The organism is Burkholderia puraquae, assembly GCF_002099195.1.
Taxonomy (GTDB): Bacteria; Pseudomonadota; Gammaproteobacteria; order Burkholderiales; family Burkholderiaceae; genus Burkholderia; species Burkholderia puraquae.
The window spans coordinates 228,642-251,713 of the sequence record NZ_NBYX01000007.1 but is presented as its reverse complement, the minus strand read 5'-3'; the positions used below and the strand labels follow the sequence as shown (position 1 = coordinate 251,713).

General features: G+C 61.4%; 22 protein-coding genes and 2 pseudogenes. 14 read left to right on the top strand and 10 right to left on the bottom strand.

Annotation, left to right across the window (positions count from 1 at the left end; genetic code table 11):
- Positions 1-106: 106 nt before the first annotated feature.
- Complete coding sequence (locus B7G54_RS16615; protein ID WP_085040093.1) at positions 107-469, top strand: aegerolysin family protein; 363 nt, start codon at positions 107-109, stop codon at positions 467-469.
- 354 nt (positions 470-823) lie between these two features.
- Here the strand turns inward: B7G54_RS16615 and B7G54_RS16610 are convergent, their stop codons facing one another.
- Positions 824-1,096: a Pycsar system effector family protein gene (locus tag B7G54_RS16610; protein WP_085040092.1), complete on the bottom strand. Its 273-nt coding sequence runs from the start codon at positions 1,094-1,096 to the stop codon at positions 824-826.
- A 121-nt stretch (positions 1,097-1,217) separates the two neighbouring features.
- Positions 1,218-2,111 carry an NAD(P)/FAD-dependent oxidoreductase gene (locus B7G54_RS16605; protein ID WP_085040034.1) on the bottom strand — a complete coding sequence of 298 codons (894 nt, stop codon included), beginning with the start codon at positions 2,109-2,111 and terminating at the stop codon, positions 1,218-1,220.
- A 260-nt stretch (positions 2,112-2,371) separates the two neighbouring features.
- Between B7G54_RS16605 and B7G54_RS16600 the strand changes: the two genes are divergently transcribed.
- The 6 genes and pseudogenes from B7G54_RS16600 (at position 2,372) to B7G54_RS16580 (ending at position 8,430) form a co-directional block, all read left to right on the top strand.
- A complete protein-coding gene (locus tag B7G54_RS16600) occupies positions 2,372-3,019 on the top strand; it encodes a TetR/AcrR family transcriptional regulator (protein WP_085040033.1) in 648 nt (215 codons plus the stop codon).
- A gap of 32 nt (positions 3,020-3,051) precedes the next feature.
- Positions 3,052-3,915 (top strand): class I SAM-dependent methyltransferase, encoded by an 864-nt coding sequence (locus B7G54_RS16595; RefSeq protein ID WP_085040032.1) that lies wholly within the window; start codon positions 3,052-3,054, stop codon positions 3,913-3,915.
- A gap of 619 nt (positions 3,916-4,534) precedes the next feature.
- On the top strand, positions 4,535-4,948 hold the full coding sequence (locus B7G54_RS16590; RefSeq protein WP_085040031.1) for a hypothetical protein: 414 nt from the start codon (positions 4,535-4,537) through the stop codon (positions 4,946-4,948).
- Positions 4,949-5,147: 199 nt separating this feature from the next.
- Positions 5,148-5,429: a hypothetical protein gene (locus B7G54_RS39065; RefSeq protein ID WP_165765579.1), complete on the top strand. Its 282-nt coding sequence runs from the start codon at positions 5,148-5,150 to the stop codon at positions 5,427-5,429.
- A pseudogene (locus B7G54_RS16585) lies at positions 5,356-5,586 on the top strand (transposase); the annotation flags it as partial. The gene B7G54_RS39065 and the pseudogene B7G54_RS16585, both read left to right, overlap by 74 nt.
- A gap of 870 nt (positions 5,587-6,456) precedes the next feature.
- Complete coding sequence (locus B7G54_RS16580; protein ID WP_133059173.1) at positions 6,457-8,430, top strand: hypothetical protein; 1,974 nt, start codon at positions 6,457-6,459, stop codon at positions 8,428-8,430.
- Between the two features lie 644 nt (positions 8,431-9,074).
- Here B7G54_RS16580 and B7G54_RS16575 read toward each other — a convergent pair.
- Positions 9,075-9,779, bottom strand: coding sequence for a hypothetical protein (locus B7G54_RS16575; RefSeq protein ID WP_208864959.1), 705 nt, complete (start codon positions 9,777-9,779; stop codon positions 9,075-9,077).
- A 126-nt stretch (positions 9,780-9,905) separates the two neighbouring features.
- On the opposite strand from B7G54_RS16575, the pseudogene B7G54_RS39695 reads away from it, so the two are divergent.
- The 3 genes and pseudogenes from B7G54_RS39695 to B7G54_RS16560 form a co-directional block, all read left to right on the top strand.
- Positions 9,906-10,556: pseudogene (locus tag B7G54_RS39695) on the top strand (cupin domain-containing protein); the annotation flags it as partial.
- Between the two features lie 75 nt (positions 10,557-10,631).
- Positions 10,632-10,931 (top strand): helix-turn-helix transcriptional regulator, encoded by a 300-nt coding sequence (locus B7G54_RS39690; RefSeq protein WP_244289353.1) that lies wholly within the window; start codon positions 10,632-10,634, stop codon positions 10,929-10,931.
- A 166-nt stretch (positions 10,932-11,097) separates the two neighbouring features.
- Entirely contained in the window at positions 11,098-12,045 is a 948-nt protein-coding gene (locus B7G54_RS16560; RefSeq protein WP_085040027.1) for a GlxA family transcriptional regulator, read from the top strand.
- 90 nt (positions 12,046-12,135) lie between these two features.
- On the opposite strand, the gene B7G54_RS16555 is transcribed toward B7G54_RS16560, so the two are convergent.
- The 6 genes from B7G54_RS16555 to B7G54_RS16530 form a co-directional block, all read right to left on the bottom strand.
- Complete coding sequence (locus B7G54_RS16555; protein WP_085040026.1) at positions 12,136-12,618, bottom strand: YybH family protein; 483 nt, start codon at positions 12,616-12,618, stop codon at positions 12,136-12,138.
- Positions 12,619-12,742: 124 nt separating this feature from the next.
- Complete coding sequence (locus B7G54_RS16550) at positions 12,743-13,597, bottom strand: DJ-1/PfpI family protein (RefSeq protein WP_085040091.1); 855 nt, start codon at positions 13,595-13,597, stop codon at positions 12,743-12,745.
- Positions 13,598-13,750: 153 nt separating this feature from the next.
- Positions 13,751-14,497, bottom strand: coding sequence for an SDR family oxidoreductase (locus tag B7G54_RS16545; protein ID WP_085040025.1), 747 nt, complete (start codon positions 14,495-14,497; stop codon positions 13,751-13,753).
- A gap of 218 nt (positions 14,498-14,715) precedes the next feature.
- Positions 14,716-15,561 carry an MBL fold metallo-hydrolase gene (locus B7G54_RS16540; protein ID WP_085040090.1) on the bottom strand — a complete coding sequence of 282 codons (846 nt, stop codon included), beginning with the start codon at positions 15,559-15,561 and terminating at the stop codon, positions 14,716-14,718.
- An 18-nt stretch (positions 15,562-15,579) separates the two neighbouring features.
- Positions 15,580-15,906, bottom strand: coding sequence for a hypothetical protein (locus B7G54_RS16535; RefSeq protein WP_085040024.1), 327 nt, complete (start codon positions 15,904-15,906; stop codon positions 15,580-15,582).
- 6 nt (positions 15,907-15,912) lie between these two features.
- Positions 15,913-16,455 carry a sugar ABC transporter gene (locus tag B7G54_RS16530; protein WP_085040023.1) on the bottom strand — a complete coding sequence of 181 codons (543 nt, stop codon included), beginning with the start codon at positions 16,453-16,455 and terminating at the stop codon, positions 15,913-15,915.
- 168 nt (positions 16,456-16,623) lie between these two features.
- On the opposite strand from B7G54_RS16530, the gene B7G54_RS16525 reads away from it, so the two are divergent.
- Entirely contained in the window at positions 16,624-17,529 is a 906-nt protein-coding gene (locus B7G54_RS16525) for a LysR substrate-binding domain-containing protein (RefSeq protein WP_085040022.1), read from the top strand.
- A gap of 88 nt (positions 17,530-17,617) precedes the next feature.
- Here B7G54_RS16525 and B7G54_RS16520 read toward each other — a convergent pair whose 3' ends face one another.
- Complete coding sequence (locus B7G54_RS16520; protein WP_085040021.1) at positions 17,618-19,021, bottom strand: GGDEF domain-containing protein; 1,404 nt, start codon at positions 19,019-19,021, stop codon at positions 17,618-17,620.
- A gap of 536 nt (positions 19,022-19,557) precedes the next feature.
- On the opposite strand from B7G54_RS16520, the gene B7G54_RS16515 reads away from it, so the two are divergent.
- The 3 genes from B7G54_RS16515 to B7G54_RS16505 all read left to right on the top strand — a co-directional run bounded on the left by B7G54_RS16515 (position 19,558) and on the right by B7G54_RS16505 (position 23,072).
- Positions 19,558-20,361: a lipid II flippase Amj family protein gene (locus tag B7G54_RS16515; RefSeq protein ID WP_085040020.1), complete on the top strand. Its 804-nt coding sequence runs from the start codon at positions 19,558-19,560 to the stop codon at positions 20,359-20,361.
- 44 nt (positions 20,362-20,405) lie between these two features.
- Positions 20,406-20,918, top strand: a complete 513-nt coding sequence (locus B7G54_RS16510) for a chloramphenicol phosphotransferase CPT family protein (RefSeq protein ID WP_085040019.1) — start codon at positions 20,406-20,408, stop codon at positions 20,916-20,918.
- A 561-nt stretch (positions 20,919-21,479) separates the two neighbouring features.
- Complete coding sequence (locus B7G54_RS16505; RefSeq protein ID WP_085040018.1) at positions 21,480-23,072, top strand: Re/Si-specific NAD(P)(+) transhydrogenase subunit alpha; 1,593 nt, start codon at positions 21,480-21,482, stop codon at positions 23,070-23,072.

The following is a 23,072-nucleotide window of genomic DNA, read 5'->3' as shown; positions in this document are numbered from 1 at the left end:
TGTCAGCTTTCGATGTGGGTAATTGTGTTCTATGTTTGAAGCGCATTGCGGGGTATGCATTTTAAATGGCTGCGATGCGCAATCACACTTAATTGTGGAGAGCGAAATGTCCGCACGAAGCACAGTCGTGAAGTTTCAAAACAACTCGGGAAATACGTTATTTCTGGACCCGGCATCGATCAATCTGATTCATGGCGAGTGGGTCACGTACCCTCCGGAAAAAATTCCGGATGGCCAAACTGGCCAATGGGAGAGTGATTCGGACGGTTTTATGACCGGAACGGAGGGGCAGCTTCAATATCAATTTGCTGATAGTGGTGGTATTGAGAACGTCCGACTCTACTGGGACAACCCTTATATCGGCAATAACGGCTATTCGATCACTGTTAGTGCTGCAGGTTATAAGGTCGGTTATGAAGGCGGCGTCGGAGATAACGCAACCGTCACTTTCTACGTCAAGCAAGAGTGACGGCTTGTGATTGGCTCGCGCCCATTCTGATTGGGCGCGAGTGATAGCGAATGTCTGTTTTGATCTGAAGCCTTGTCAGATAAGCCGCAGGTACTGCTGCATCATTGGGGTGACGGGTGCAGGTGCTGCGGTGGGTTGGGTGCTCATGTGACCGGGAAAGGCTGCTTTGGCTGACCGAGGTTACCAGCGCCCCCGCCCGGCAAGAGCGAAATACGCCTTTCGCACGGCCGGCGGCTGCCGGCCATCTCCGGCCGTTCGCGCGCTGCCGAACGAGCATTTAAATGTCCTGTCCTATCTGCTTAGCGGGCGCTCGCCACTGTGTTTAATTTGTCGCGTTGCCGATCATTGCGAACATCACCCCGGAGAAGTCAACGTGACCGGCTCGACTGAAGGCTTCGTTTCAAGCTTGATCCGGGGGAATGCAACTGAAACTGCTAGCAAAAGCGATATCAGCGCGAGGCCTGACGCGACATGGACGAACGCCTTCACCCAATGCAGCGTGCTGTCGAGCAGCTTTGCGTCCGTCCACACGAAGGCGAGCAACGCGCCATTGATGGCGACGAGAAAGCCGGCTATCGCTTCAAGTACCGTGATCCACTTCCGTGAAAACTCACTGGCGGCGCTCATGCTGCTCGCGGGCAAATCCCAAAGCCACCACATAGCTCCGTCGACTCGTCGCAGAACACGCTTGCTTCCCTCCTTTATCCGGCGACCAGGAAAAAGATAAATTTGCTCTGGATCTGTGCGCTCAAACCACCATCGACTGCTGGGCGAAGATGCCCGCCATCGCGCCCTGCGATGATGCCTGGGTGACCGAGGGCAACAGGGGCGTGGCAAGGTCGCCGGCGGCGTAGATGCCGGGCATGCTGGTTTGGCGGCGCTCGTCGACCTTAAGGGCGATGCCGACGGGCGTATCCACCGTGGCGAGGCCCAGCGATTCATGCAGATTTGCGGACGGCTTGTTGCGCGGATGGGCGAACAGGACGTCGACCGCGACGTTGCGGCGGTTATCGAGATTGACGGTGGTGATATGGCCCTTTCGATGGGCGATCTCGACGATCCGGCCATCGACGACAGGTACGTTGCGGCGCGCCAGATCGGCCTGGATATCGGGCGCCATGTCATGACCATCGGCGAAGACAGTCAATTTGTCAGTCCAATCGCGGAACAGCCTGACAGACTGGTGCGACTGCGGGCCGGACCAAACGAGGCCCCAATGCTGGCCGGCGACTTCAAAGCCGTCGCAATACGGGCAGGGCACGATGGACGTGCCCCAGCTTTCGGCAAAGCCCGGAACATCAGGCATTTGGTCGGCGACGCCATAGCTCAGGATCAGGCGGCGCGCCCTAAGGCTTTCGTTATCGTCGGTGACGACGCAGAAATCGTCGATGGCGCCAGACACGCTCTCGGCCCGGGCATCGACCAGCCTGATCGTCGGATAGCGCACCAGCTGCTGCCGCGCCTCGACCAGGATGTCCAGCGGCGGCTTGTGATCGTGGCCGAGCAGGCCATGCGAGTGGCCGGCAAAGCGGTTGCGCGGCCGGCCGGTATCGAGAACGGTGACCCTGCGGCGGGCACGGCCGAGCTGCAGGGCGGCGGCGAGGCCGGCAAAGCTGCCGCCGATGATGATGACGTCATTCATGGTGATGGGCTCCGTGTTGTGGAGGGAGGGGCGGGCTGGGCGCGGTGTGCAATATCGTCCGGCAATACGCGCTCGAGACGGTCAGCGAGCAGGGCTTCGGCATTGGCGAGAAAGTTGCCCATGGCTGTATTGACCGGCCAGACAATGCCGCTTCGATATCGCCGGGCGACCGGTTGCAACCTGCCCTTGGCTTGCACATTTAAGATACTGCGTGGTATCGTAGTGCGAGAATTTGAATACTGTCAAGTACTGGAATTGTCGTGACCGAAAACAGCCAGGGCCGGCGCGGCCGGCCTGCCAACGAGGCGCTTCGCCAAACGATCGTCGACGCCGCGTGCGAACTCTTTGTGGAATTGGGTTTTCAAGCGACGACCATGGACAAGGTCGCCCAGCGGGCGAAGATATCCAAGCTCAGCATCTATCGGCACTTCGAGAACAAGGAGGCGCTGTTCAGCGCGGCCATGGCGGCCCACTGCCATCAGTTCGCACCACAGGCCCTTTTTGAAGGCGCCGACGGTTCGGCCGAAGATCAGCTCATGGCGGTGGGATCATCCCTGCTTCGCACGCTGTTGAGCCCCGACGTCCGCAGTGTCGAAGCCATGGTTTTGGCCGACAAGACGAATCAAAAGTCGTTAAGCAAGCTCCATTACGAAGCCGGGCCCGCCCATGTCATCGCCCAAATCGAGGCCGTGTTGCATCAGTTGCACGCGAAAGCGATTCTGAACGTACCCGATGCGCTCAGGTCCGCCCGCTTGTTTGCCGCGCTTTTCAAAGGATCCGACCTCCTGCTTATCGCACGCTTCGATGAGGCGAGAGCAGAGGACGACAACGAAATCGAATCCTATTGCCGGTCGGCCGTCGCCATGTTCATCGCCGCGCACGGTGGCAACGATCACGCGGACGGGTAGTCCAGTTACGAACGGATGAGAAAGGAGATGGCGTGGCAGAGAAAAATGTTGATCAGGTAGCCGACTGGAATGGCCAAAGCGGGGAGCGCTGGGTCGCTTACCAGGCCCGGCTCGATGCCATGATGGCTGTGTTCGGCCAGGCCGCGATCGAAGCCACCGCGCCCGCCAAGGGCGAACGCGTGCTGGACGTCGGCTGCGGCGCGGGCGCGTCTAGTCTGGATCTGGCCGCCCGCGTCGGCGCGGGGGGCCAAGTGCTCGGCGTGGACATATCCGAACCGCTGATCCGCCGAGCGCGCGCGCTTGCGCCACAGGATGCGTCGGCCCTGTTCCGGGTGGCCGACGCCAGCAGCGCCGAGCTGCCCGAGGGCGCGTTCGACATCCTGTTCTCGCGCTTCGGCGTGATGTTCTTTGACGATCCTGCGGCGGCGTTCGCTCATATGCGCCGTGCGCTCAAGCCGGGCGCGCGAGTCGCTTTCGTCTGCTGGCGCGGCATGGCCGAGAACGATTGGGTGCGCTTGCCGATGGGTGCGATCAAGGGCATCGTCCCGCCGACGGTGCCGCCCGATCCCGAAGCACCCGGTCCATTCTCGTTCGGCGACCGGGGGCGCGTGGCACGCATCCTGACGGCCGCCGGCTTCACCGATATCGCTATCGCGCCATTCGATGCTTCCATCCCATTCGGCGAGGGGGCGACGCGGGATGCGGCAATCGACGACGCGGTAGAGATGACACTTGAGGTCGGCCCGCTTTCGCGCGTTCTCGCTGATCAGCCCGACGACATCCGGGCCCGCGCCTCGGCCGCGGTTCGTGCCGCCTTCGCGAGCCTCCCCGGCGAGCGGTCGGTGATGATCGACGGCGCGGCATGGATCGTCATGGCACGCAATCCGGCGAGCTGACAGGGATTAACAGGGGAGACGCCCCCGCTCGGTGGAGCCGGGCGTCAGGTTGACATCCCTTCTGGCTGGGTAGCCGCCATTAGCGAGCTAGAGGCTTTGATGGCATGACCTGCTCCCGGACGGGAAACTTGCGTCTTCATTGAAGTGGCATGCGAGCTTGATGGTTTCCGCAAAGGCGGCATTGGACAGCGCGCAAGCGGCAAGGCTGATCACGATAGCGCTTGACATAGATGTCCCCGGCTTTGATTGACCGCAGTATAAGTCGGTCATGGCGAACGGCCCTTGCGCCCCGGGGGCCTGCCATTCGCGGTGCGGTGCCACGAGCGTCCCGGAAGGGACGATGCCGGACGTCGACTTCGCGCGAAAGCGCATCGTTCGATGCCCATCATGGACGCGACCGCACCGAGACACGCAAGAGCTGAGTTCCGGTCTCGGTCGAAACGGCGGCCGTCTAATCGTGGAGTAGTATTCCCCCATGTCCACGTTATTGCTCGGCTTCTACGGCGCATAGTCAACCCATCCGTGACGAGGGCGGCAAGCTCGTTAAAGGGTTTGGAAACTGCTTCGACGAGACGTGCGGTTGCGTTGGCCGTGGCGACGGCATTGATGGGAATGCGTCATGTCAACCGAGTGGAAGCACCGCGTCAGACTGTTTATCCAGCGTTTCTGGCAGCCAACCAGTGCGTGCATGACCTGCATGCCGGGGAGCTGGGGCAATATCATGAGCGTTGCCCACTGGACTATTGCATTTCATACAGGTCTGCTTACTGGGCTCCTGGCTGTACTTTTGACTTTCACGCCTGCAGCGAAACTCTACGCGCATCGATACGGCAATGCGCTGGTCGTTGGTGTCCTGACAACGTTGGGCGACGCCTACTCGCACACGAGTCACTACCGTATCCCCTATGTCGAGCACGTCGTGACGGGTGCAATTTCAGGTCTCTTGACGCTGGCGGCCTCATACCTCTTCGAAGACCGCGCGCGACGCCTTCGGGCGGCATGGGGTCGGGTTTTCGGACCGCTGATCCGCTGACTTTTCGAACCCACCGGGCCAAACGGAAAGGGCTTCCCGGTGTGGCTACGTTTCATGATCGGGTGGCTGCGCATGGACAACGGGAATTCGCGACCGTTACATGCCCCGGCATCAACCAGCGCCGCGCTGGATCGCTCGACGCTCGCCATCCGGCCAGTTGTCGGGGTTGGAGAGCGGCAACTGCCGCCCAGGAGCGGTCATGGCCGTAAAGCGCAAAATGTTCTCCATAGCGGTGTGGGTGGCGTCGATACCGGACAAAATCGATGGCCAACACGGTGCGCAATCCAGGATCGTCAGCACGCTGACTAGCCGTTCTGATGTCGTCTCGAGCTTCGTTGCTCAAGGGTCATATCATGGTGATGAGGATTCTGCGGCCTTGGCCGGCTTCGCCATTGCCTTCCTTGCCGGTTTCGTCAGCGACGGGCCGGCCCTCCTACCATCCGGCGGCGCTGCTGAAGATATATATCTACGGATGCCTTAACCGGATTCAATCGAGCCGCCGCTTGGAATGCGAATGCCAACGCAATATCGAGTTGATGTGGCTGACCGGTCGTCTGGCGCCGGACTTCAAGACCATAGCTGACCTTCGATGGAACAATGGCGCGGGCATTCGTAACGCTTGTCGTAAGTGCCAGCAGGGTGAAGTTTGCCGAAAAGCTCACTCTCTGATCGGCCCGGGATTCCTAAGGCGGATCAGCAACAAACCAGTCGATTTTTTTAAAAATCACGAAAATTAAATAATCGATCAAAAAATAAATAAAATACATCCGCTTCGGCATTGGCTTTGATTTTTCTTATTGCTTACGTGATCGCCTTTCCCTTTCTGGTCGTGCTCCAAAAGTTTCCCGAGACGTATCAATATTAAGAATTGATGCAAATGTTGTGCTCTGGGTGACGAGAATTGGCTCGCAATATTCGAAGCGCAAACCGATCGCTTGAATCTGCGATGCGACGGTAAATTTTCTAATTCAGAATTTCCAATAAAGGAAAATTCTGGAATTAATTTCCGATCGCTTGATTGGCGCATTGACGCACAAACGGCTCCGCATGCTAGTATCCGGGCACAACCATGTGTGATCTATAAATTGTCGAGATTGAAGATCGTTTAGAGACCAGTGTCACATTTAATTCAATAAAAAATTTCAACAGTATCGCCGTGAAGGAATGCCGATCACGTTGTCCACCACCATTACCCTGATTTCATCGGCTGGTGTCGGCGATGCGCTGTCCGGTAGCGACAGGCGTGAACTATTCAGGATGGGAATCACGTTACACAGGGAATCAATACGGGGCATCGCGCGCAAGTACTACTCCAATGGGCCCTTGTGAATCGTTCCGCTAGAGCGGTCCGGTTTGCGGCAGCGCGTCTGCGCTAACCGGCGGAGCGAACGCGCGCGCGTCCACCCGATGAGAAAGATGGAACGCCATGCATGGTAGCAAGCTTTGTAATTTGCATTCCTGATTGATTGTTTGACTATGACTTTCCATTCATCCAAGGAGATTTGAAAATGTACACGTCACGCAACGCCGGACTTTACCGCCCGCTATTGCGGCCAAGCCGCCGTTATCTGGGCGTCGGCATCCTCGCCCTCATTGAACTGGGGCTCGCCGGCTGCGGCGATGGCACGAACGGCGAGTCGTCTGCCGCCAGCTTCGCTGCCAGTGTCAAAACCGCCGCGTCCGTCCCTCAGAATTTTCTCTATGCCACGTCAAACGAGCCCGCTGCCACGGCAGCTGATCAAACGAACCTCGCGGATGGATTCAATGCTTCGGTTAACGAAGCGACCAAGCTCGTTTTCTCCGATGCCAACTATAGCTGGCTGAGCAACTGGGGCAGCTGGAGCACCAATCCGGCGTGTGGTCAGGCCGCCATGGATACCGCGCTTGCCAATGGCGGAAATAATGGCTACCTGGCCGGCCTCTCGAACCGCTGCGCGTATTACTCGCGTGATTTCGCGCACTATCTGGTCGGTGCCCACTACATGGGGTATCACTCGCAGAATCTCGACATGGCGCGGCATTTCGCCCAGAACCTGTACCTGAACAGCGGACTCAACATGCCGTACTGGGCCTTTGGCACGAACGGTGGGGTCTACGAGCGGAAAGACGAGCAACCCGCCGTATTCGAAATCGGCCAGAGTCTCATGACACTCTACAAGCTGACCGGCGATCAGTCGTTCATTGCCACACCGCTGAAGAACTACATCGACTATATCAACAACCAATACTGGACCAAGACCTATTCGAACACCAACCTGCTTTACCAGAACGCGGACGGATTCAGGCTGTCCCGCAACGAAACGGGCGAAACCGCCACCTACAATGAGTTTGCGTACGACCCGACGGAGGGCCAGTTCATTCCGCCGGGCTATGACATTTTCCTGGGCGCTGATTCGGCGGCCACCCAGGTCGCCTACTATTGCCAACTTGCTCAATACCCCGACTTCCTGCTCGATCCAAGCACGGCGTCGACGTACAGCAATCGCTGCGCGAGCCTGAAAAGCAACTTCAATTTGCGCTGGCTGAACGCCGGGGCGAACCACTTTTACGCAGCGCTCGCTGGCGTGAAAGGCACCGTCTTTACGACGAATAACGCGTCGAAGTTGACGTATATCGACGGTTACGTCGAAGAGCCGAACATCTATCCGCTCTACAAGAACGTCATGGCGGGCGAGCAGAGCGCCGTGAATCAGGCCAACTACGTCGATGCCAACGCAGAAGCCAAGTACACGAAGAACAACAACTACACGCCGGGCATCGAGAGCTTCACGTATCTGCCGACATCCCTCTTCAACGTTTCCGATGGGTCGGCCAATCGCTACGACAACGCCTGGAAGTGGCTGCGCCGTCTCGCCAACACGGTGTCGGCCGACGCGAAACGCGAGCCCGACGGCTATGCCAGGGTCTATCCGGAAGTGCCGTTCGTGATGATCGCGGACACGATCACGAAGGTCATCGGTCTCGATTTCGACGGCCTGCACAACAGCTTCACGACGCTCCCAAGGTTGCCGTCAAACTTCGACAATAGCCATTACATGACGGTCCATCACGTGCCGCTATCCAGCAAGAGCGCGAGCGGGTCGTACACGCTTCCCGTCGACATCACGGTCAAGAAGGTTGCGAACCTTTACCCCACGGACATTACTGCCTATGGCATCCAGCTCAATTTCACGAGTACGAAGCCGTGGCAGGTGACCGGTTATTCAGGAGCACTCACGTGGACGCCGCGCTTCTCAGGCGCGAACGAGGCAAAGTCCTGCGCGATCAACGTCACGTATGACGATGGCACGACGGATACGAAGACCTACTCGACCGTGCAATCGAACCTGCCGATCTATACGTGTGCCACGTCGACAGGGGCGCCCGTCACGGTCTCGATCCCCGTGGGGACGTCGGCCAGCAAGCACGTGTCGAAGGTCGTCGCCGTCACCTACACCAGTTCGACGCCGCCGCCCGAACTGCTCAACGGCATGCCGGACTGACGCGAAACCTGAGGGAGTCGGTGCGGCAACACCGGCTCCGTACAGCCCGCCAAACTCGATGTGACCTGCTGTTGCCAGGTGGGCCGGCTCCCGGCCCGCTTGGCGGGAATCCGGCCGCCCGAGTTACCCCATCCGACACGCAAGAAAATTCTTCCCGTGGCAGCAGTGTTTGCCTCGCTTGAATCAAGAAATGCGATGGCGTAGGTTGGGTCGTGGCTTTCCAGGTTATGCCCTGTCAGATACGGCGCAGGTACTGCCGCACCATCGGTATGCCGTTGTCGTCTCGGCGACTGCAACATGTCGTCCTGTTAGCGTAGTCTTCTGCGCATCCTGATTCATCGACGCGCCCCGCCTGCTTCGGGGCTTCGATATCGAATGTTCCCGTGCGGCCCGTGTTGCCCAGGCCGCTCTTCTTCCGTGCCGCCAATGCTCGGTGCTTTGATCGTACAACGAACGAAACTGCAGGCGCTGGCCGAAGGCTGTCGGCCATGGTGCGGTTGGAAACTGCGGTCCCTCTCACGCCGGTAACTCAACCTTGGCCACGATCCCCCGCCGCAGGCGCCAGCGCCCAATCGAGCGCGAAGTCGGCGACGTCCTCCCAGCCCTTCTCACCACAGGTGTGATGGCTGCGTCCGGCGAACAACTTATACGCCGAGATCGCCCGCGAGCGCTTCGCATTCTTTTCGACGTTCTCGCGGTGCACGATCGTCGTTCGCGAAGTTATAGCGCGTCGCGGCGTTCGGGGCGACGTTCGCGAACCCGCCTTGAAACAGGATGCGCCCCGACACGGGAACCGCGTAGCGGTCGTCAACCCGCTTCGATTCATCGGGACTCAGGTTGTTCGTGAACGCATAGCGGAATTCCTTCTCGGTAATCGGCACCGCGCGATGCAGGTTGGCCGGATTGCGCAGGACCGGGAACGTCGCCTTGATCTCGCTGAACGGCAGCGCCCATACCCCCTTCACCGCGGCGCCGTCGAGCGATACGCCGGCCGAGCCGTAGCCCGCGTCGAGGAGAAGCCGGACGAACGCGCCGCCGAACGAATGCCCCATGATGATCGGCTTCGTGTCGAGTGCCGCGATGGTCTGGGCCAGGTGGTCGAAGATCTTGCGCACGCCGAGATTCACCAGCGGCGACGGATCGCGGCGGAGTGCGTCGACGCCGGCCGTGCCCGGCTGAACGCCCGGATACCCGGCGTAATGACGCGCATGCCGCGCTGCTCGTAGCGAGTGACCCAATGCTCCCACGACAACGGTGTCATCCACAGGCCGTGAATAAGTACAACCGTGTCGGTACGCGTTTACGGATTCATGTCCCTGCTCCAGTGATCGCTGGATGACGAACATCACGCCCGTAAGACCTCGGTATTTCCGGATCCGTCTGCCCCGTGCTTGCCAGCATCGAAACAAGGAGGGCGATGCGGTTGCCGCGCGCCACACGCCTGGGAATAGTCTTTGACACCGGCATCGGTCAGCGTGAATGACGTGTCCATCATAAGGATCAACCGAGTACGCGACATCGCCAAAAAGCCGGAATTCTTTGCTCGAACGCCGACGGCGCTGGACGATGACGCAGATCCATTCGCCTTCAAGCGGGATGCCTTTTCCGACGTGCTGGAACTGATGCGCATCCGTGGCAACACGGTCTTCACGTGCGCGGCATCGGCGCCTTTCGGATTGCACTTTCCTGCCGGAAAGTATCGTTTGCACATCATCCGCAGCGGCAGCGTGGCGATCGAAGTGGAGGGGCTCGAGGAGCAGTATCACGCATCATAAGGAAACCTGATTATACTGATGCATGGTCACGGCCATGTTATCTCCGACCGGCCGGGCCGCTCGGCGAGCCTCGTCACGGATCTCGCGCCACGGTACTACGACCGCGCGCGCCTGACGATAGGGAGCGGTGATACCACCTGGCTCTGCGGTGACTTCGGATTCGACGATGTGCTGTCGCAGCGTTTGCTGTCCGTGCTGCCGCCGGTGCTGGTGCTGAAAGGGTTTCGTGAACCGCCGTTCGAGTGCCTGGAGCTGAACTGCCACTTCATTCTCGACGAGGCATTGAGCCCGCGCGCGGGCGCCGCCGCGATGATCTCCCGATTGCTGGACGTCATCTTCGTCCAGTTGCTGTGCACCTGGGCGACGGAGGGCTCGGCAGGGCACGGGTGGTTGTCCGGTGCGATCGACAGCCGGATCAACCCGGCGATGTCCGCGCTTCACGCCGATCCCGGACGCGCGTGGAGCGTCAGTGATCTCGCCGAGCTGTCGAATCTATCGCGGTCGGCTTTTGCGGACCGGTTCCAGCGCGTCGTGGGGCAGGCGCCGTTGAGCTATCTCACGACCTGGCGTCTGGATCGGGCGGCGGAGTTGTTGCGGTACAGCCGCGCGCCGATTTCGGATATTGCCGGTCGGGTTGGGTATACGTCGGAAGCGGCGTTCAGTCGGGCGTTTCGAGGACGGTACGAGATGTCGCCGATGCAGTGGCGGAGGGTGAATACGGAGTAGGGTGAGGGATGGTTCTCGTCCTGGCCGAGCCGACGTCAGGGGCTAGGCATACAGACAATCGATCAGGACGTAAACGACCTTTTTCCCTCATTTCAGGCTGAATGGCGCTATTTGAGGGTTCCTTGTAAAATGCGACTTTCCAGGGTTTTCAGCTAACGACTTCGTCATGCATCGAATTGGATTCTTCGTGTGCCGTGGCTACGATGTGCTTGATCTGGGCGGCCCACTGTCGGCCTTCAATCAGGTGACCACTGCGGCGGGCCATACGCCCTATGATCTCCATGTCATCTCGCAGTCCGGCGGCCCGGTTTCCGGCAATACGGGCCTTTCGGTCGAGACGAAGCCGAGCGGAAGGCGCACGTTCGACACCGTCATTTTCGTGGGGGGCGATGTCGATCCGATGCAGACACCGGAAAACATCGCCGCAGCCAGGAAACTGGGCGCGAGGGCCGCGCGGGTGGCAAGCGTCTGTACGGGGGCGTTTCTGCTTGCGGAAACCGGCTTGCTGGACGGCTTGAGGGCCACGACGCACTGGCGATACGCGGCTCAGTTGCAGTCGCGCTTCCCGCTCACCCGGGTCGAAGGCGACAGTATCTATATCGAGCAGGGCCGCATCTGGACGTCGGCGGGTATCGCGTCTGGAATCGACCTGGCGCTTGGCCTGATTGAAAGAGATATGGGCGCGGAGACTGCGCGCGCTGTTTCCAGGCTTTTGGTTGTTCCGTATCGTCGCCCAGGAGGGCAGTCCCAATTCTCTGCAATGTCGCAGATGGAGCCGGAATCGGATCGTATCCGCATCGCGCTGAATTTCGCGAGGGAACATCTGGCCGAAGCGTTGCCCGTCGAACGGCTCGCCGACGCCGCAAGATTGAGTCTGCGACAGTTCGGGCGCGCATTTCGCCGGGAAACCGGTGAAACACCGGCCAAGGCGGTCGAGCGCCTGCGCGTCGAAGCGGCGAGGCTGCGCCTGCAGGGCGGTAGCGAACCGATCGAACAGATTGCGCTGGCTGTCGGATTCACCGATCCGGAACGGATGCGGCGGGCCTTCATCAAGCTGCACGGGCATCCGCCGCAAGCGATTCGACGCGAGAGTCGATCGAACGGCGCGCGCTGATCGGCCGGCCGATCAGCGCGCTGCCTGGTCAACGTCCGTCTGACGCACTAGCGGCGCCTTGGGTGCGCCACTATCCGGTTCGCCAGATGATCAATGGCCATCCGTTTTCAGCGGACCGTAGTCGTTCCACATGTCGCGATGCAACTTCCAGGCGTCGCCCTGCTTCAGAAAGACGAGCGTCTGCTTGCCGCGGTATTTGAGCTTTCCATCGTGGTCGTGAATCTCCGCATCCGAAACCTCCGTCACGATCCGGTCATTCCCGTAGAACTCGTAGTTGCTGAACGATACGGTCGCGGGCGTTGATCCCGCATACCCCTTGGTGAAGTACTCGACGATCGCGCTGCTCCCCGTTACCTTGTCACCTCCGGGCGGCAAGAGTGCGCCGTCGCGGGTGTAGAGGCGACCGATCGCCTCGTAGTCGCCTCGCGCAAAGGCATCGGCCCATCGCGCATTCTCGGCTTTGATGGCCGCTTCGGGCGGACGTTGCGAACCACCGGCAGTCGCCGGCGCTGCAAACGCGAAAAAGGTGACGCAGGCTGCAAGAGCAGCAGTGAAAACACGATTCCGTTGCATCGAGTGATTTCCAGTCATGGCTTGAATGAAGAGGACTACAAAAATTTTAAGGTGGAGCAGGCAATGTCGGATGCGGTAATCGTCGAGGGCTGCCGATGGCCCGCTTGCACTGCCTGCAAGCGTGTCAACGAACGCCCGGGACGCGTGCAAGCCCCCTGGATGCACCGGGCAGCTTCTTGTCGACCATCGCGACAACCTCTGGCCGCGCATCTCTCGGATGGCCGGAATGGAACGGCGGCGCGGGATCGTATTCGATCGCGAGTTGCGTGAATTCGGCGGCCTGTTGACCGCGCAGCTTCGCCGCCACGCGAAGTGCGAAGTCGATGCCCGCGGTCACGCCGCCGCCGCTCATGAACCGCCCGTTGTCGTCTTCCACGAACCGGTCGGGCACGGGAATGGCACCATACTCGGCCAGCTTGTTGACGAAGGCCCAATGGCACGCGCTTCGCTTGCCCTTGAGCACGCCCGTTGCGGCGAGCACGAGCGATCCGTTGCAAACCGACGTCACGTGCCTGGCGCTTTCCGCCAGACGCCGGATCTGCGCTTGATACGCGGGTCGCATTGGTGCCGTCAAATCGGACCCGCCGGGGACCAGGAGCACGTCTGTCTCGTCGATATCGGCCAGTCGTTCGGTCTTGCCGTACACGACGCCGAATTCGAGCGTCACGTTGCCGCCATCGAGGCTCGCGTAGCGAACGTTCGTGTTCGGTAGCCGATGAAAAATCTCGCTGGGGCCGGCGAAGTCGAGCAGCGTCCCGCCGTCGTAATTGACGATCAGGATATTGAGCGGGTCATTCGGGGCAAGTGTTCCTTCGCTGCCTGCCTGGGCAAGAGCGGGGGTTGCGCGCCCAAGCAGGGCTCCGCCGCCGAGGACGGCGCCGAGGGTGGCGATGCTTCCGAACTTGAGCACATCGCGACGCGAACGACCTGATGTGGTGAGTTGCTTTTCGAAAGCAGAGTTATCGCTACTGTCGGTCAAGATCATTTCTCCTTGCACTTCGGCCCCCTCTGCGAGCACAGCCAGGCTGGGCCGGATGGAATAGCCGCCGCGACGAAGCGCGTGGCGGACCTGAGATCAGATGTGTGGATGAGCGCGATGACGTGCAGTGCGCTGGAATCGGGCGCCGCAGGCTTAAAGCTGCGAGGCACCGCCATCGACGACCAGTTCGGTGCCGACGACGTACGAGGATTCGTCGCTGGCGAGATAGAGTGCCGCGTTGGCGATGTCCTCGGCCTTGCCCATGCGGCCCACCGGAATGGCTTCGGCGAACTCGGCCTTGCGGTCGCGAACCCATTCGTCGGGCATGCCCCACTTGGCGAGCAGAGGCGTGTCGATCGCGCCGGGGGCGATCGCGTTGAAACGGATTTTTCGACTGAGAAACTCGTAGGACCAACTGCGGGCAAGCGATCGCACGGCGGCCTTCGCGGCCGCAGTCAACGAGATGCCGTGCTTGCCGGTCTGCGCGACGAACGACGTATTGAGAATGACGGAGGCGCCTTCTCGCAAGTCCGGCAGCACCGCCTGAAGCGTGAACACCACGCCTTTGACGTTGATGTCCATGATCTCGCTATAGAGTGCGTCGTCGATGTCGTCGACTGCGGACGGGAAAGCCCAGCCAGCGTTCGCGAACACGATATCCAGGCCGCCGAACTTCTCTTTGACCTCGGCGGCAATCGCCCGCATGTCCTGGATCGAACGAACATCGCCCTTGAGAACGAGCGCATGCTCGCCCAGTTCGGCCTTCACGCGCTCGAACACGGCATCGTCGCGACCCGTAACCGCTACGCGGGCGCCTTCCGCAATGAACAGCTTCGCGGTTGCAAGACCGATGCCACTGGTACCACCGGTGATTAACGCTGACTTGTTTTCAAGCCTCATCTTTCGCTCCTTTCTACGTCGTGATGGATCGGGCCGACGGTTCAAAACGCAATTGCGTTTGTGTGCCTTTCTCGGCCCGAACTTCCACGCGAAGTATGGAACGCGAAGTGAATGGCGCAAAGGTCGTATAACCCTCAAAAAGCGCCACTCGGTTCAAATGGGTGACTAATGCATCGCGGCGTTGGGTGGTGGCATCGCACGTCGGTATACGTGTTGCCTCATTCTCCGCTCTCGTAAAGCAACGCATATCCTCGACTCATTCGCTTGATGCGTGCGAACCCGAGTTCTCCCAGATGCATGCCGGCGATCAACAACCCTTCCGAACTGGCCTGATCGAGAAGGCGTGACCGCGTAGCAACTGCCAGCGACGCATCGTGATCGAAGGCAATCGATACGTCCGGCCGCTGAATCTGGATATGCGGGAAATGAACCACATCCCCCCATACAAGAAGGCCTTGATCGCGGGATTCAACAACATATCCGGTGTGTCCATCGGTGTGCCCCGGCAGCGGTAGCGCGCTGATGCCGGGGAGTACCTGTCCGTCGTCGAACCTGCGAAGCCTGTCGTCATACGCATCGAACACCTGACGCGCTTTGAAGAAGTTGCCGCGTGCCCGCTCGCCGGCGCGGCTCAGATTGCCGTCGTCCTGCCAGAACCTGACCTCTCGCTGATGTACAACCAGCTCCGCATTCGGAAAGGCGACTTGACCTGCATCGTTCACCAGCCCCCCGACATGATCGGGATGCGCGTGGGTGAGCAGGATGGTGTCGATCGCGGCGGGCTCGATGCCGGCAAGCGCCAGGTTCGTCTCGAGCTGGCCGCCCCATTGCCTGAACCCGCCAGCCCCACCATCGATGAGAACGGTACGGCCCGCTCCGCGTATGACATAGCAATTGATGTGCACGGCGTCGGGGTCTTTCTGCCCGGCATCACGCTGCATTTTTGATGCGCCATCCGAATCGATATTCGACAGAAAGTCGAGACTGGCGGAGAGGTAGCCATCGCTGATGGCCGTAATCGTGAAATCCCCGACCTGCTGGACGGGAAAGGTGAGAGTGGACATCATGCTGCTCCGAATCGGCTAATGGCGGGCGTGGATGCTCGATGCGGTGTAGCCAAAACACCGAATGCGCGCCGTGAGACCCGTGCGGCGAACGATCGCCTGATCCAGCGCTTCCATGAACCGGTTCATGACCGCCGATGTGCGAGGCGCCCCGGCGCGATACCGGATGTCCGCGAAGACAGGGTGTCCATGCCCATGCCGAACCTCCAGAAAAATGACGTGGACGTTCTTGAGCTCTGCTCCGAGCACATGCGTACAGAGCTCGACGCAGTCGCGCGACAACTCGGCGAGATTCTCATCGGCCGGCATCCGCTTCGCATCGATCGAGAAAGTGACGTTCGGCATCGTGGTCTACTCCTGCGCAGCAGCAACGGAGCATGCGCTTGTCAGTTGCTCCGTCATCGGCGCGTAAAGGTGAATGCCCTCCGGGAGCGCCTCGCCGGGCAGCGCGCTGTTCCGTGGTACGACGGCGAGCCAACGTCGCTCCGGAAACTTCTCCAGCGCAACGGCCTGCATGGCCAGCGGTTCGAGACCCAGGCGAATCAGCGGATCAGGGCCGCCGGCACACAGCGCGAGGCGTTCGTCGTCCGTCACCGCCGGGGCAAGACCGGTAGCGCTGTAGAGATTCCGATGCCAGTCGGTGATGTGTTGCTGCCACTTCGAGAAATTGCCGCCGCCTTTGCGGCGGTATTCGTCGCCGGTCAGCACGTCGAGCCCGTCGATCGTATGGATCGCCAGATAGACAGGGCATCCGTCGCTGATTGCCTTGAACCGCTGCGACGTGTGAAACCCCGTCACCGAGATCAGGGCGGGCAGCTTTTCAACGCTGTAGAAGTCGTTCCATTCGGCTTCGCTGTCGAGATCGGCGAAGCTGCATTCCACGGTGTAGATCATCAGAATGTCCTTTGAACAGGGGGGGTACATCCATCCGCGAGCGTTTGATATTCAGTGCGGTAACGTAATGCTAAGCTCGCATTTCTGCGCCATAAAACGAATTAAAGTCAGCCTTCAGTGATATTTGCTCAAGCTGACAGCGAGTACACTCCGACCAGCGAGACGCCCATGCCCCGCAAGATCCCAAGCAATTCCGCGCTTCAGGCGTTCGAAGCCGCGGCCCGACACGGAAGTTTTGCCCGAGCCGCCGAGGAGCTGGCGCGGACGGAGGGCGCCGTCAGCCGTCAGATCGGCCGGCTGGAGGCGTTCCTGGGCGTCACCCTGTTCGAGCGGATCGGCAATCGGGTACGGCTGGCACCGAACGGTGCGCGATACGCGGTGCAGGTTCGCGAGATTCTGGACCGGCTGGAACGGGACAGCCTGTACCTGATGGGGCAGCCGATCGAAGGGGCGAGCATCGATATCGCCGCCATTCCAACCTTCGCCGCCCGCTGGCTGATCCCCCGGCTGAAGCACTTTCAAGACCGGCATCCGAGCATCACGGTGCATATCGCCGAGCGGATGGAACCGTTCCTGCTGGCCGGGAGCGGTTTCGATGCAGCCATTCATTTCGAGCATCCGGCATGGGCGGGGATGCATCTGCATCCGCTGCTGGAGGAAGTGCTGGTGCCCGTGTGCAGCCCGGCGCTGCTCGCCGGTGCCGGGGCGAATCCGTCGCTGGATGCACTGCCACGCCTGCACCGGCGACAGAACCCGGACGCGTGGCAAGCTTACGCGCACGAGTCCGGCATCGTGCTGACCAATTCGGCGGTGGGGGCGCGTTACGATCTCCATTCGATGCTGATCGAAGCGGCGCTGGCCGGCCTGGGGGTTGCGCTGGTACCGCGCCTTTACATCGACGCCGAGCTCGAGCAGGGCCGGCTGGTCGCGCCCTGGCCGGAGGGCAAGGCGATCACGAAAAATTTCTGCCTCGTCCTGCCCGAACCGATCGAACTCGCCGAGGGGCCGGTGCAGGCATTCGCGACATGGATGCTGAATGAAGCCCGAGGATCGGCGCCGCACGGCAGCGCCTGACGCGCATCGCCAAACCGTTACCACTGCGAAGGCGGCGTCGCCCGGCTGATTCGCAGGGCGCAGGCCGGGCTCGGGTACATGCGGCCGGTTACGCAGTGACCACCTGGTTGCGGCCCTGATGCTTGGCGCGGTACAGGCGTTCGTCCGCCTTGCGCAGGATTGCGTCGATCGTCTCCCCGTCCCGGCCGAATTCGGAAGCGCCTACGCTCACGGTGACCTCGATGGGCTTGCCAATGCCGGCTTCAAACGGCGCGCTCGCGATCTCCGCGCGGATGCGTTCAGCGATCGACTGCGCCGTATCCAGCGCGACTTGCGGCAACAGCACCATGAATTCTTCGCCACCGACTCGCGCGACGCCGTCGTACGGCCGGATCGCGCCAAGGCATTTCGCGACGAAGCGCTGCAACACCTGGTCGCCCGCCTGATGCCCGTAGCTGTCGTTGATCGCCTTGAAGTGGTCGAGATCGAGCGCCAGCAACGAGAACGGTGCGCCATTGCGCTTCGCCCGGGCAATTTCCGCTTCCACGCTCTCGATGAATTGCCGCCGGTTAGCCGCGCCCGTGAGCGGATCCGTTGCCGCCATATGCTCGAGCTTCTCGTTGGTCCGCTGCAGTTCCTGCCGGGCTCGCTCCGTTCTCGCCATGGCGTCTCTCAAGCGCGCAAACAGATCTTCCTGGCTGTAGATCTTCGAAAACGAACGGGTCGTATGAAAGGCCTGCACCACGCCGAAGCTGAGCAGGATGAAGCCGGCGGCAAAAATCGCGTGTGCCAGCCACCACATATGATTCCACGGGCGGCCGAGAAGGAAGGCGAGGGACGAAAAGGCGAATGACGCCACCGAAATGCCGTAGATCGTCATCAGTGGCGAGCGGATGCGGCGCAGGACGAGCGCGACGACATTCACGGTGGAGAACAGGAGCGCGCCCCCCTCCATCGAAAGACGCACCCACGGTGCACCGGCCACCGGCGAGTAGGCGATCCCGGCAACAGCAACGTCGATCAGCACGAACAGCGCGATCCACTGGGTCCAGACGCGGCGATCGGCGCGGGCGGCCTCGCTGTCGGCCGGGCGGTTGTAGGCGAGCTGCCCGACAAAAATCAGGACCGACATGGTCAGGCGGGAAGCCGGCCCGTACAGCAGGAACAGCCAGATATTGTGATGCGCCATGCCGGTGAAGGCGCCATGCAATGCATAGACCAGCGAAAAACCCAGAAAGCCCAGCGTAAGCCAACGCAACAGCGGTTCGCCCGACAGGTGATAGCAACGCCAGCAGACATAGGTGACGAATGCCCCCTCGGCCGTGGCGACGGCGATCGCCAGTTCGTGAAAGGCGTGATTCTCGAACGTCAGCGACGGATCCTGGAAGAAGTAGAGGTAGGCGATCAGATACAGCGGCACCAGCGCGAAGCCGGCCAGCAGAAGCTTCGCGTAGCCCCGTGTGACCAGTTGGATCGCGCCGGACGGCTCATTGGCGGCAACACGGATGACCATGGTCTGCCTCCTGTTTCGTCAGGTGAATCCAGTATAGGCGCGCAAATGCGTTCGGCCAGACCGGCCGGTGTCCTGCGTTGGCGACCTGATTCGGCAATGGACACATGCGGCCCGCCGCACGAACGAGCGCCAGGCGTCACGCAACGCCGAAGGCTCGGCGCAGCCGCCCGGATCGTCGTCCCGCCTTCAGCGGCTCGCCGGTGCATGGTTGCGGCATCTGCGCCAAGCTCATCGAGCTGCAGGATCCCGCAAGCCCCCGCCGGGGGAGCAAGGACGATTGGCCGTTTGTTGCGTTGTCCCAATTACGCGCTGGCCCGGGGCGGCAGGAGCCTGATGCACGGCTGCACGCATCAGTACAATTCGACGCCGAATGTTGACAACGCGGTGAGCGAGCCGAGATGGTTTTCCTCGGGGGCGCAGAATCTGGATTTTGATGCGCGTGTCGAAGTTGGTCGCGGCCTTGACCTTTCCCCTCTGGCGTATCCCACGGTAGACTGCGTGGCTTTTGAAGAACGTTCTCGGAAAGGGGTGAGTTCGTGGACAGTCAGCTCTGGATCATCTGCGGGCTTACCTTCGTGATCCATGTGATCGCGACGCTGGCTTATGCCGTGCGGATCGCTGGCGTTCGCACGCGCCGCATCGCGTTGTCGTTCTCGTTGTTCGGGATCATCGCGCTGGTGTCCCGAACGGCCAATTCGTTTCAGGGGCCGTTCATCGCGAAACGGGTCGAAATGGACATCGCGCACCGGGTGGGGAACGGATTGCTGACCGACTTCCGGTGGTTCCTGCTGTCCGCGACCGTGGCGACCATTGCCGGGTCGTTCCTGATCCCGACGTTCCAGCGTTACTTCAGTCGCGCCGTCGAACACTTCCAGGTGAACCGTTCGATTCCCCGCCTGCTGATGCACGCGTGCAGTCGTGCGGGTATCAACTATCTCCGCATTGGCGCACGACTGCCAGCCAGCCAGAATGTCACGCAACTGACCGCCAACACCGGCGTGTCGTGGGGCGTCATCGCGTTGAACGTTGCCGCGATGGCGATCTGGACGGTCGGCGTGTTCGCCTCGTTGTATGCGGGCTACCTGAAACCCGATCTGAGAGTGACGTGCGCGAATTTGTCGTCCGTCATCAACGGTTTCGCGACCGTCGTGCTGGCGGTCGTCATCGATCCGCAGGTGTCCGTCATGACCGACGATGTCATCGAAGGGCGGATATCGGAAAACAGCTTCAGGCGGGCCATCACGACACTCGCGGGTGCGCGCGTGCTCGGCACGTTGTGCGCGCAGGCAGTGCTCGTGCCGGCCGCGCTCGTCATCGTGCGCGTCGCCGAGCTGATCTAGCGCGGTAATCGGGCAACCCGCAATCTTTCCCGTCGACCATCGCCATGAAACCCGTTGCCGTCGTATTGCACGGCCCGACCAGCGCCGGGAAGAGCAGTCTGGCAAGGGCACTTCAGCAGCGCTCGGATGTGCCGACGTTTCACGTATCGCTCGACGCGTTCGTCTGCATGTCGCGCCGGCGTGACATGCGATCGGACGAAGAACTGAATCAGGCGCTGAGACTTCACCTGCTCAACCTGGAGTCGACACTCATGCGGATTGCGGCCAGCCATTTCGAGATCGTGCTGGATCTCGTGCTTCGTGATCCGGCCGCGCTCGACGAATGCATTGCCGCGCTGTCGCCTCGCCGGACCTTTGTCATCGGCGTTACGTGCCCGCTGGAGATCCTCGAGCAGCGCGAACGCGCGAGGCCCGATCGGGGCGAAGGCATGGCTCGATCCCAGTTCGGGCATCCGGCTTATTCGCGGCCATACGCGCTGCGCATCGATACATCGACCTGCACGCCGGAAGAGGGCGCGCGCCGCATACGTGCCCACGTCGACGCGCAGCGCGGATGATCGTCTCCGGATTTGATCCGGACAGGCTGCGTTCTCCTTTAAACTCGCCGGCACCGACGATCGTCAGCCATGCGGACGATGTCGTTGGCACGCGACAAATTGTATTGTGCCGACGAGCGGGAGATTCGCAATGAAACCGATTCCGATGCTTTCGTGCCGATAGCCGGTTTTTCATGTTTCGAGCGGATTCACGTATCGACGGGGCGAGCCGCGCGGTTCTGGCAGGTGAGCGGGAGGTTGCCGGCCCATTGTGTCCAGACAGGGGATTCATGGATTGAATGCGCGTCGATTCAAAAGATAAATTTCGGAAAGACTCTGGCACGGGATATGCTTCGCAGTTCTTATTCGAACGGAGCGCCCGCCCGATATTCGTCAGGATGATCAGACGAGAGCATGAACCGGGTTGATCTGGCAAGACGATCCATTAGAGGATGGATCGTTTGTGAAATCTGCGCGGCGGTGCGAAGCTGCCCGCGGAGCAAAGTCGTACACGGATTGAGTTGGGTGACTTGACACGCAGGCCGTAATTCCTTGCGACGGCCACTACTGACAGTTCAGGATATGACATTACAGATTGGGGTCCCTTTGGAGACGGCCCACGAGGAGCGGCGCGTAGCGACCGTTCCCGACGTGGTCGAAAAGCTGATCAAGCTCGGGTTCTCGGTGGCCGTGCAAAGCGGTGCCGGCACCGGCGCGAACTTCAGCGATGACGACTACCGCACGGCCGGCGCCGACGTCGTGGCGACGGCCGCCGATCTATGGGGCCGCAGCGATATCGTCCTCAAGGTGCGCCCGCCGAGCAGCGAGGAAGTCGCGCTGATGCGCGAGGGCGGCACGCTGATCGGCTTCGTCTGGCCGGCGCAGAACCCCGAACTGATGCAGCAGCTGGCCGCGAAGCGGGCCACGGTGCTGGCGATCGATTCGCTGCCGCGCACGCTGTCGCGCGCGCAGAAGATGGATGCCCTCACGTCGATGGCCGGCGTGAGCGGCTACCGCGCCGTCATCGAGGCGGCCCATGCGTTCGGCCGTTACTTCAACGGCCAGATCACGGCCGCGGGCAAGGTGCCGCCGGCCAAGGTGTTCATCGCCGGCGCAGGCGTCGCCGGTCTTGCGGCGATCGGTACGGCCGCAGGATTGGGCGCGATCGTGCGCGCCAACGACACGCGTGCGGAGGTGGCCGACCAGGTCAAGTCGCTGGGCGGCGAATTCGTCAAGGTCGACTACGAGGAAGAGGGCTCGGGCGGCGGCGGCTACGCGAAGGTGATGAGCGAAGGCTTCCAGCAGGCGCAGCGCGCGATGTACGCGCAGCAGGCCAAGGAGGCGGACATCATCATCACCACCGCGCTGATTCCCGGCAAGCCGGCGCCGAAGCTGATCACGGCCGAGATGGTGCAGTCGATGAAGCCGGGCAGCGTGATCGTCGACATGGCCGGCGAGCAAGGCGGCAACTGCGAGCTGACGGTGCCGGGCGAAGCCGTGGTGCGTCATGGCGTGACCATCGTCGGCTACACGGATCTCGCGTCGCGCCTGGCGCGACAGTCGTCGACGCTATATGCGACCAACCTGCTGCGCGTGGTCGAGGAGCTGTGCAAGGGCAAGGACGGCACGATCAACGTCGACTTCGACGATGACGCGATCCGCGGCCTCACGGTCATCAAGGAGGGCAACGTCACCTGGCCGCCGCCGCCGATCCAGCAGCCGGCCGCCGCACCGAAACCCGCCACGCCGCCGGTCGCGGCAGCCGCGTCCAAGGGCCATGGCCACGGCAGCGGCGCGCCGATGTCGGCCAAGTCGCTCGCGATCGTGTTCGCCGTCGGCGCACTGGCGTTCCTGCTGGTCGGCCAGTTCGCGCCGGCCACGTTCCTGGCGCACTTCACGGTGTTCGTGCTGGCCTGCTTCATCGGCTACATGGTGATCTGGAACGTCACGCCGTCGCTGCATACGCCGCTGATGAGCGTCACCAATGCGATCTCGTCGATCATCGCGATCGGCGCGCTGGTGCAGGTCGCGCCGCCGTTGGGCGACGCCGCGGCCGAGGGCCGTCCGTCCGGGCTGATCCTGGGCCTGGCGGTGGGCGCGCTGACGCTCACGGCCGTCAACATGTTCGGCGGCTTCGCGGTGACGCGTCGCATGCTGGCGATGTTCCGCAAGTAA

What these genes read in the sequence shown, in the direction of transcription:
- B7G54_RS16545 (WP_085040025.1), bottom strand. Translation starts at nt 14,497, where the DNA reads ATGAGGCTTGAAAACAAGTCAGCGTTAATCACCGGTGGTACCAGTGGC.
- B7G54_RS16535 (WP_085040024.1), bottom strand. Translation starts at nt 15,906, where the DNA reads ATGCCGAACGTCACTTTCTCGATCGATGCGAAGCGGATGCCGGCCGAT.
- B7G54_RS16520 (WP_085040021.1), bottom strand. Translation starts at nt 19,021, where the DNA reads ATGGTCATCCGTGTTGCCGCCAATGAGCCGTCCGGCGCGATCCAACTG.
- B7G54_RS16510 (WP_085040019.1), top strand. Translation starts at nt 20,406, where the DNA reads ATGAAACCCGTTGCCGTCGTATTGCACGGCCCGACCAGCGCCGGGAAG.
- B7G54_RS16615 (WP_085040093.1), top strand. Translation starts at nt 107, where the DNA reads ATGTCCGCACGAAGCACAGTCGTGAAGTTTCAAAACAACTCGGGAAAT.
- B7G54_RS16590 (WP_085040031.1), top strand. Translation starts at nt 4,535, where the DNA reads ATGTCAACCGAGTGGAAGCACCGCGTCAGACTGTTTATCCAGCGTTTC.
- B7G54_RS16580 (WP_133059173.1), top strand. Translation starts at nt 6,457, where the DNA reads ATGTACACGTCACGCAACGCCGGACTTTACCGCCCGCTATTGCGGCCA.
- B7G54_RS16505 (WP_085040018.1), top strand. Translation starts at nt 21,480, where the DNA reads ATGACATTACAGATTGGGGTCCCTTTGGAGACGGCCCACGAGGAGCGG.
- B7G54_RS39065 (WP_165765579.1), top strand. Translation starts at nt 5,148, where the DNA reads ATGGCCGTAAAGCGCAAAATGTTCTCCATAGCGGTGTGGGTGGCGTCG.
- B7G54_RS16530 (WP_085040023.1), bottom strand. Translation starts at nt 16,455, where the DNA reads ATGATCTACACCGTGGAATGCAGCTTCGCCGATCTCGACAGCGAAGCC.
- B7G54_RS39690 (WP_244289353.1), top strand. Translation starts at nt 10,632, where the DNA reads ATGTCCGCGCTTCACGCCGATCCCGGACGCGCGTGGAGCGTCAGTGAT.
- B7G54_RS16555 (WP_085040026.1), bottom strand. Translation starts at nt 12,618, where the DNA reads ATGCAACGGAATCGTGTTTTCACTGCTGCTCTTGCAGCCTGCGTCACC.
- B7G54_RS16605 (WP_085040034.1), bottom strand. Translation starts at nt 2,111, where the DNA reads ATGAATGACGTCATCATCATCGGCGGCAGCTTTGCCGGCCTCGCCGCC.
- B7G54_RS16540 (WP_085040090.1), bottom strand. Translation starts at nt 15,561, where the DNA reads ATGTCCACTCTCACCTTTCCCGTCCAGCAGGTCGGGGATTTCACGATT.
- B7G54_RS16560 (WP_085040027.1), top strand. Translation starts at nt 11,098, where the DNA reads ATGCATCGAATTGGATTCTTCGTGTGCCGTGGCTACGATGTGCTTGAT.
- B7G54_RS16525 (WP_085040022.1), top strand. Translation starts at nt 16,624, where the DNA reads ATGCCCCGCAAGATCCCAAGCAATTCCGCGCTTCAGGCGTTCGAAGCC.
- B7G54_RS16610 (WP_085040092.1), bottom strand. Translation starts at nt 1,096, where the DNA reads ATGAGCGCCGCCAGTGAGTTTTCACGGAAGTGGATCACGGTACTTGAA.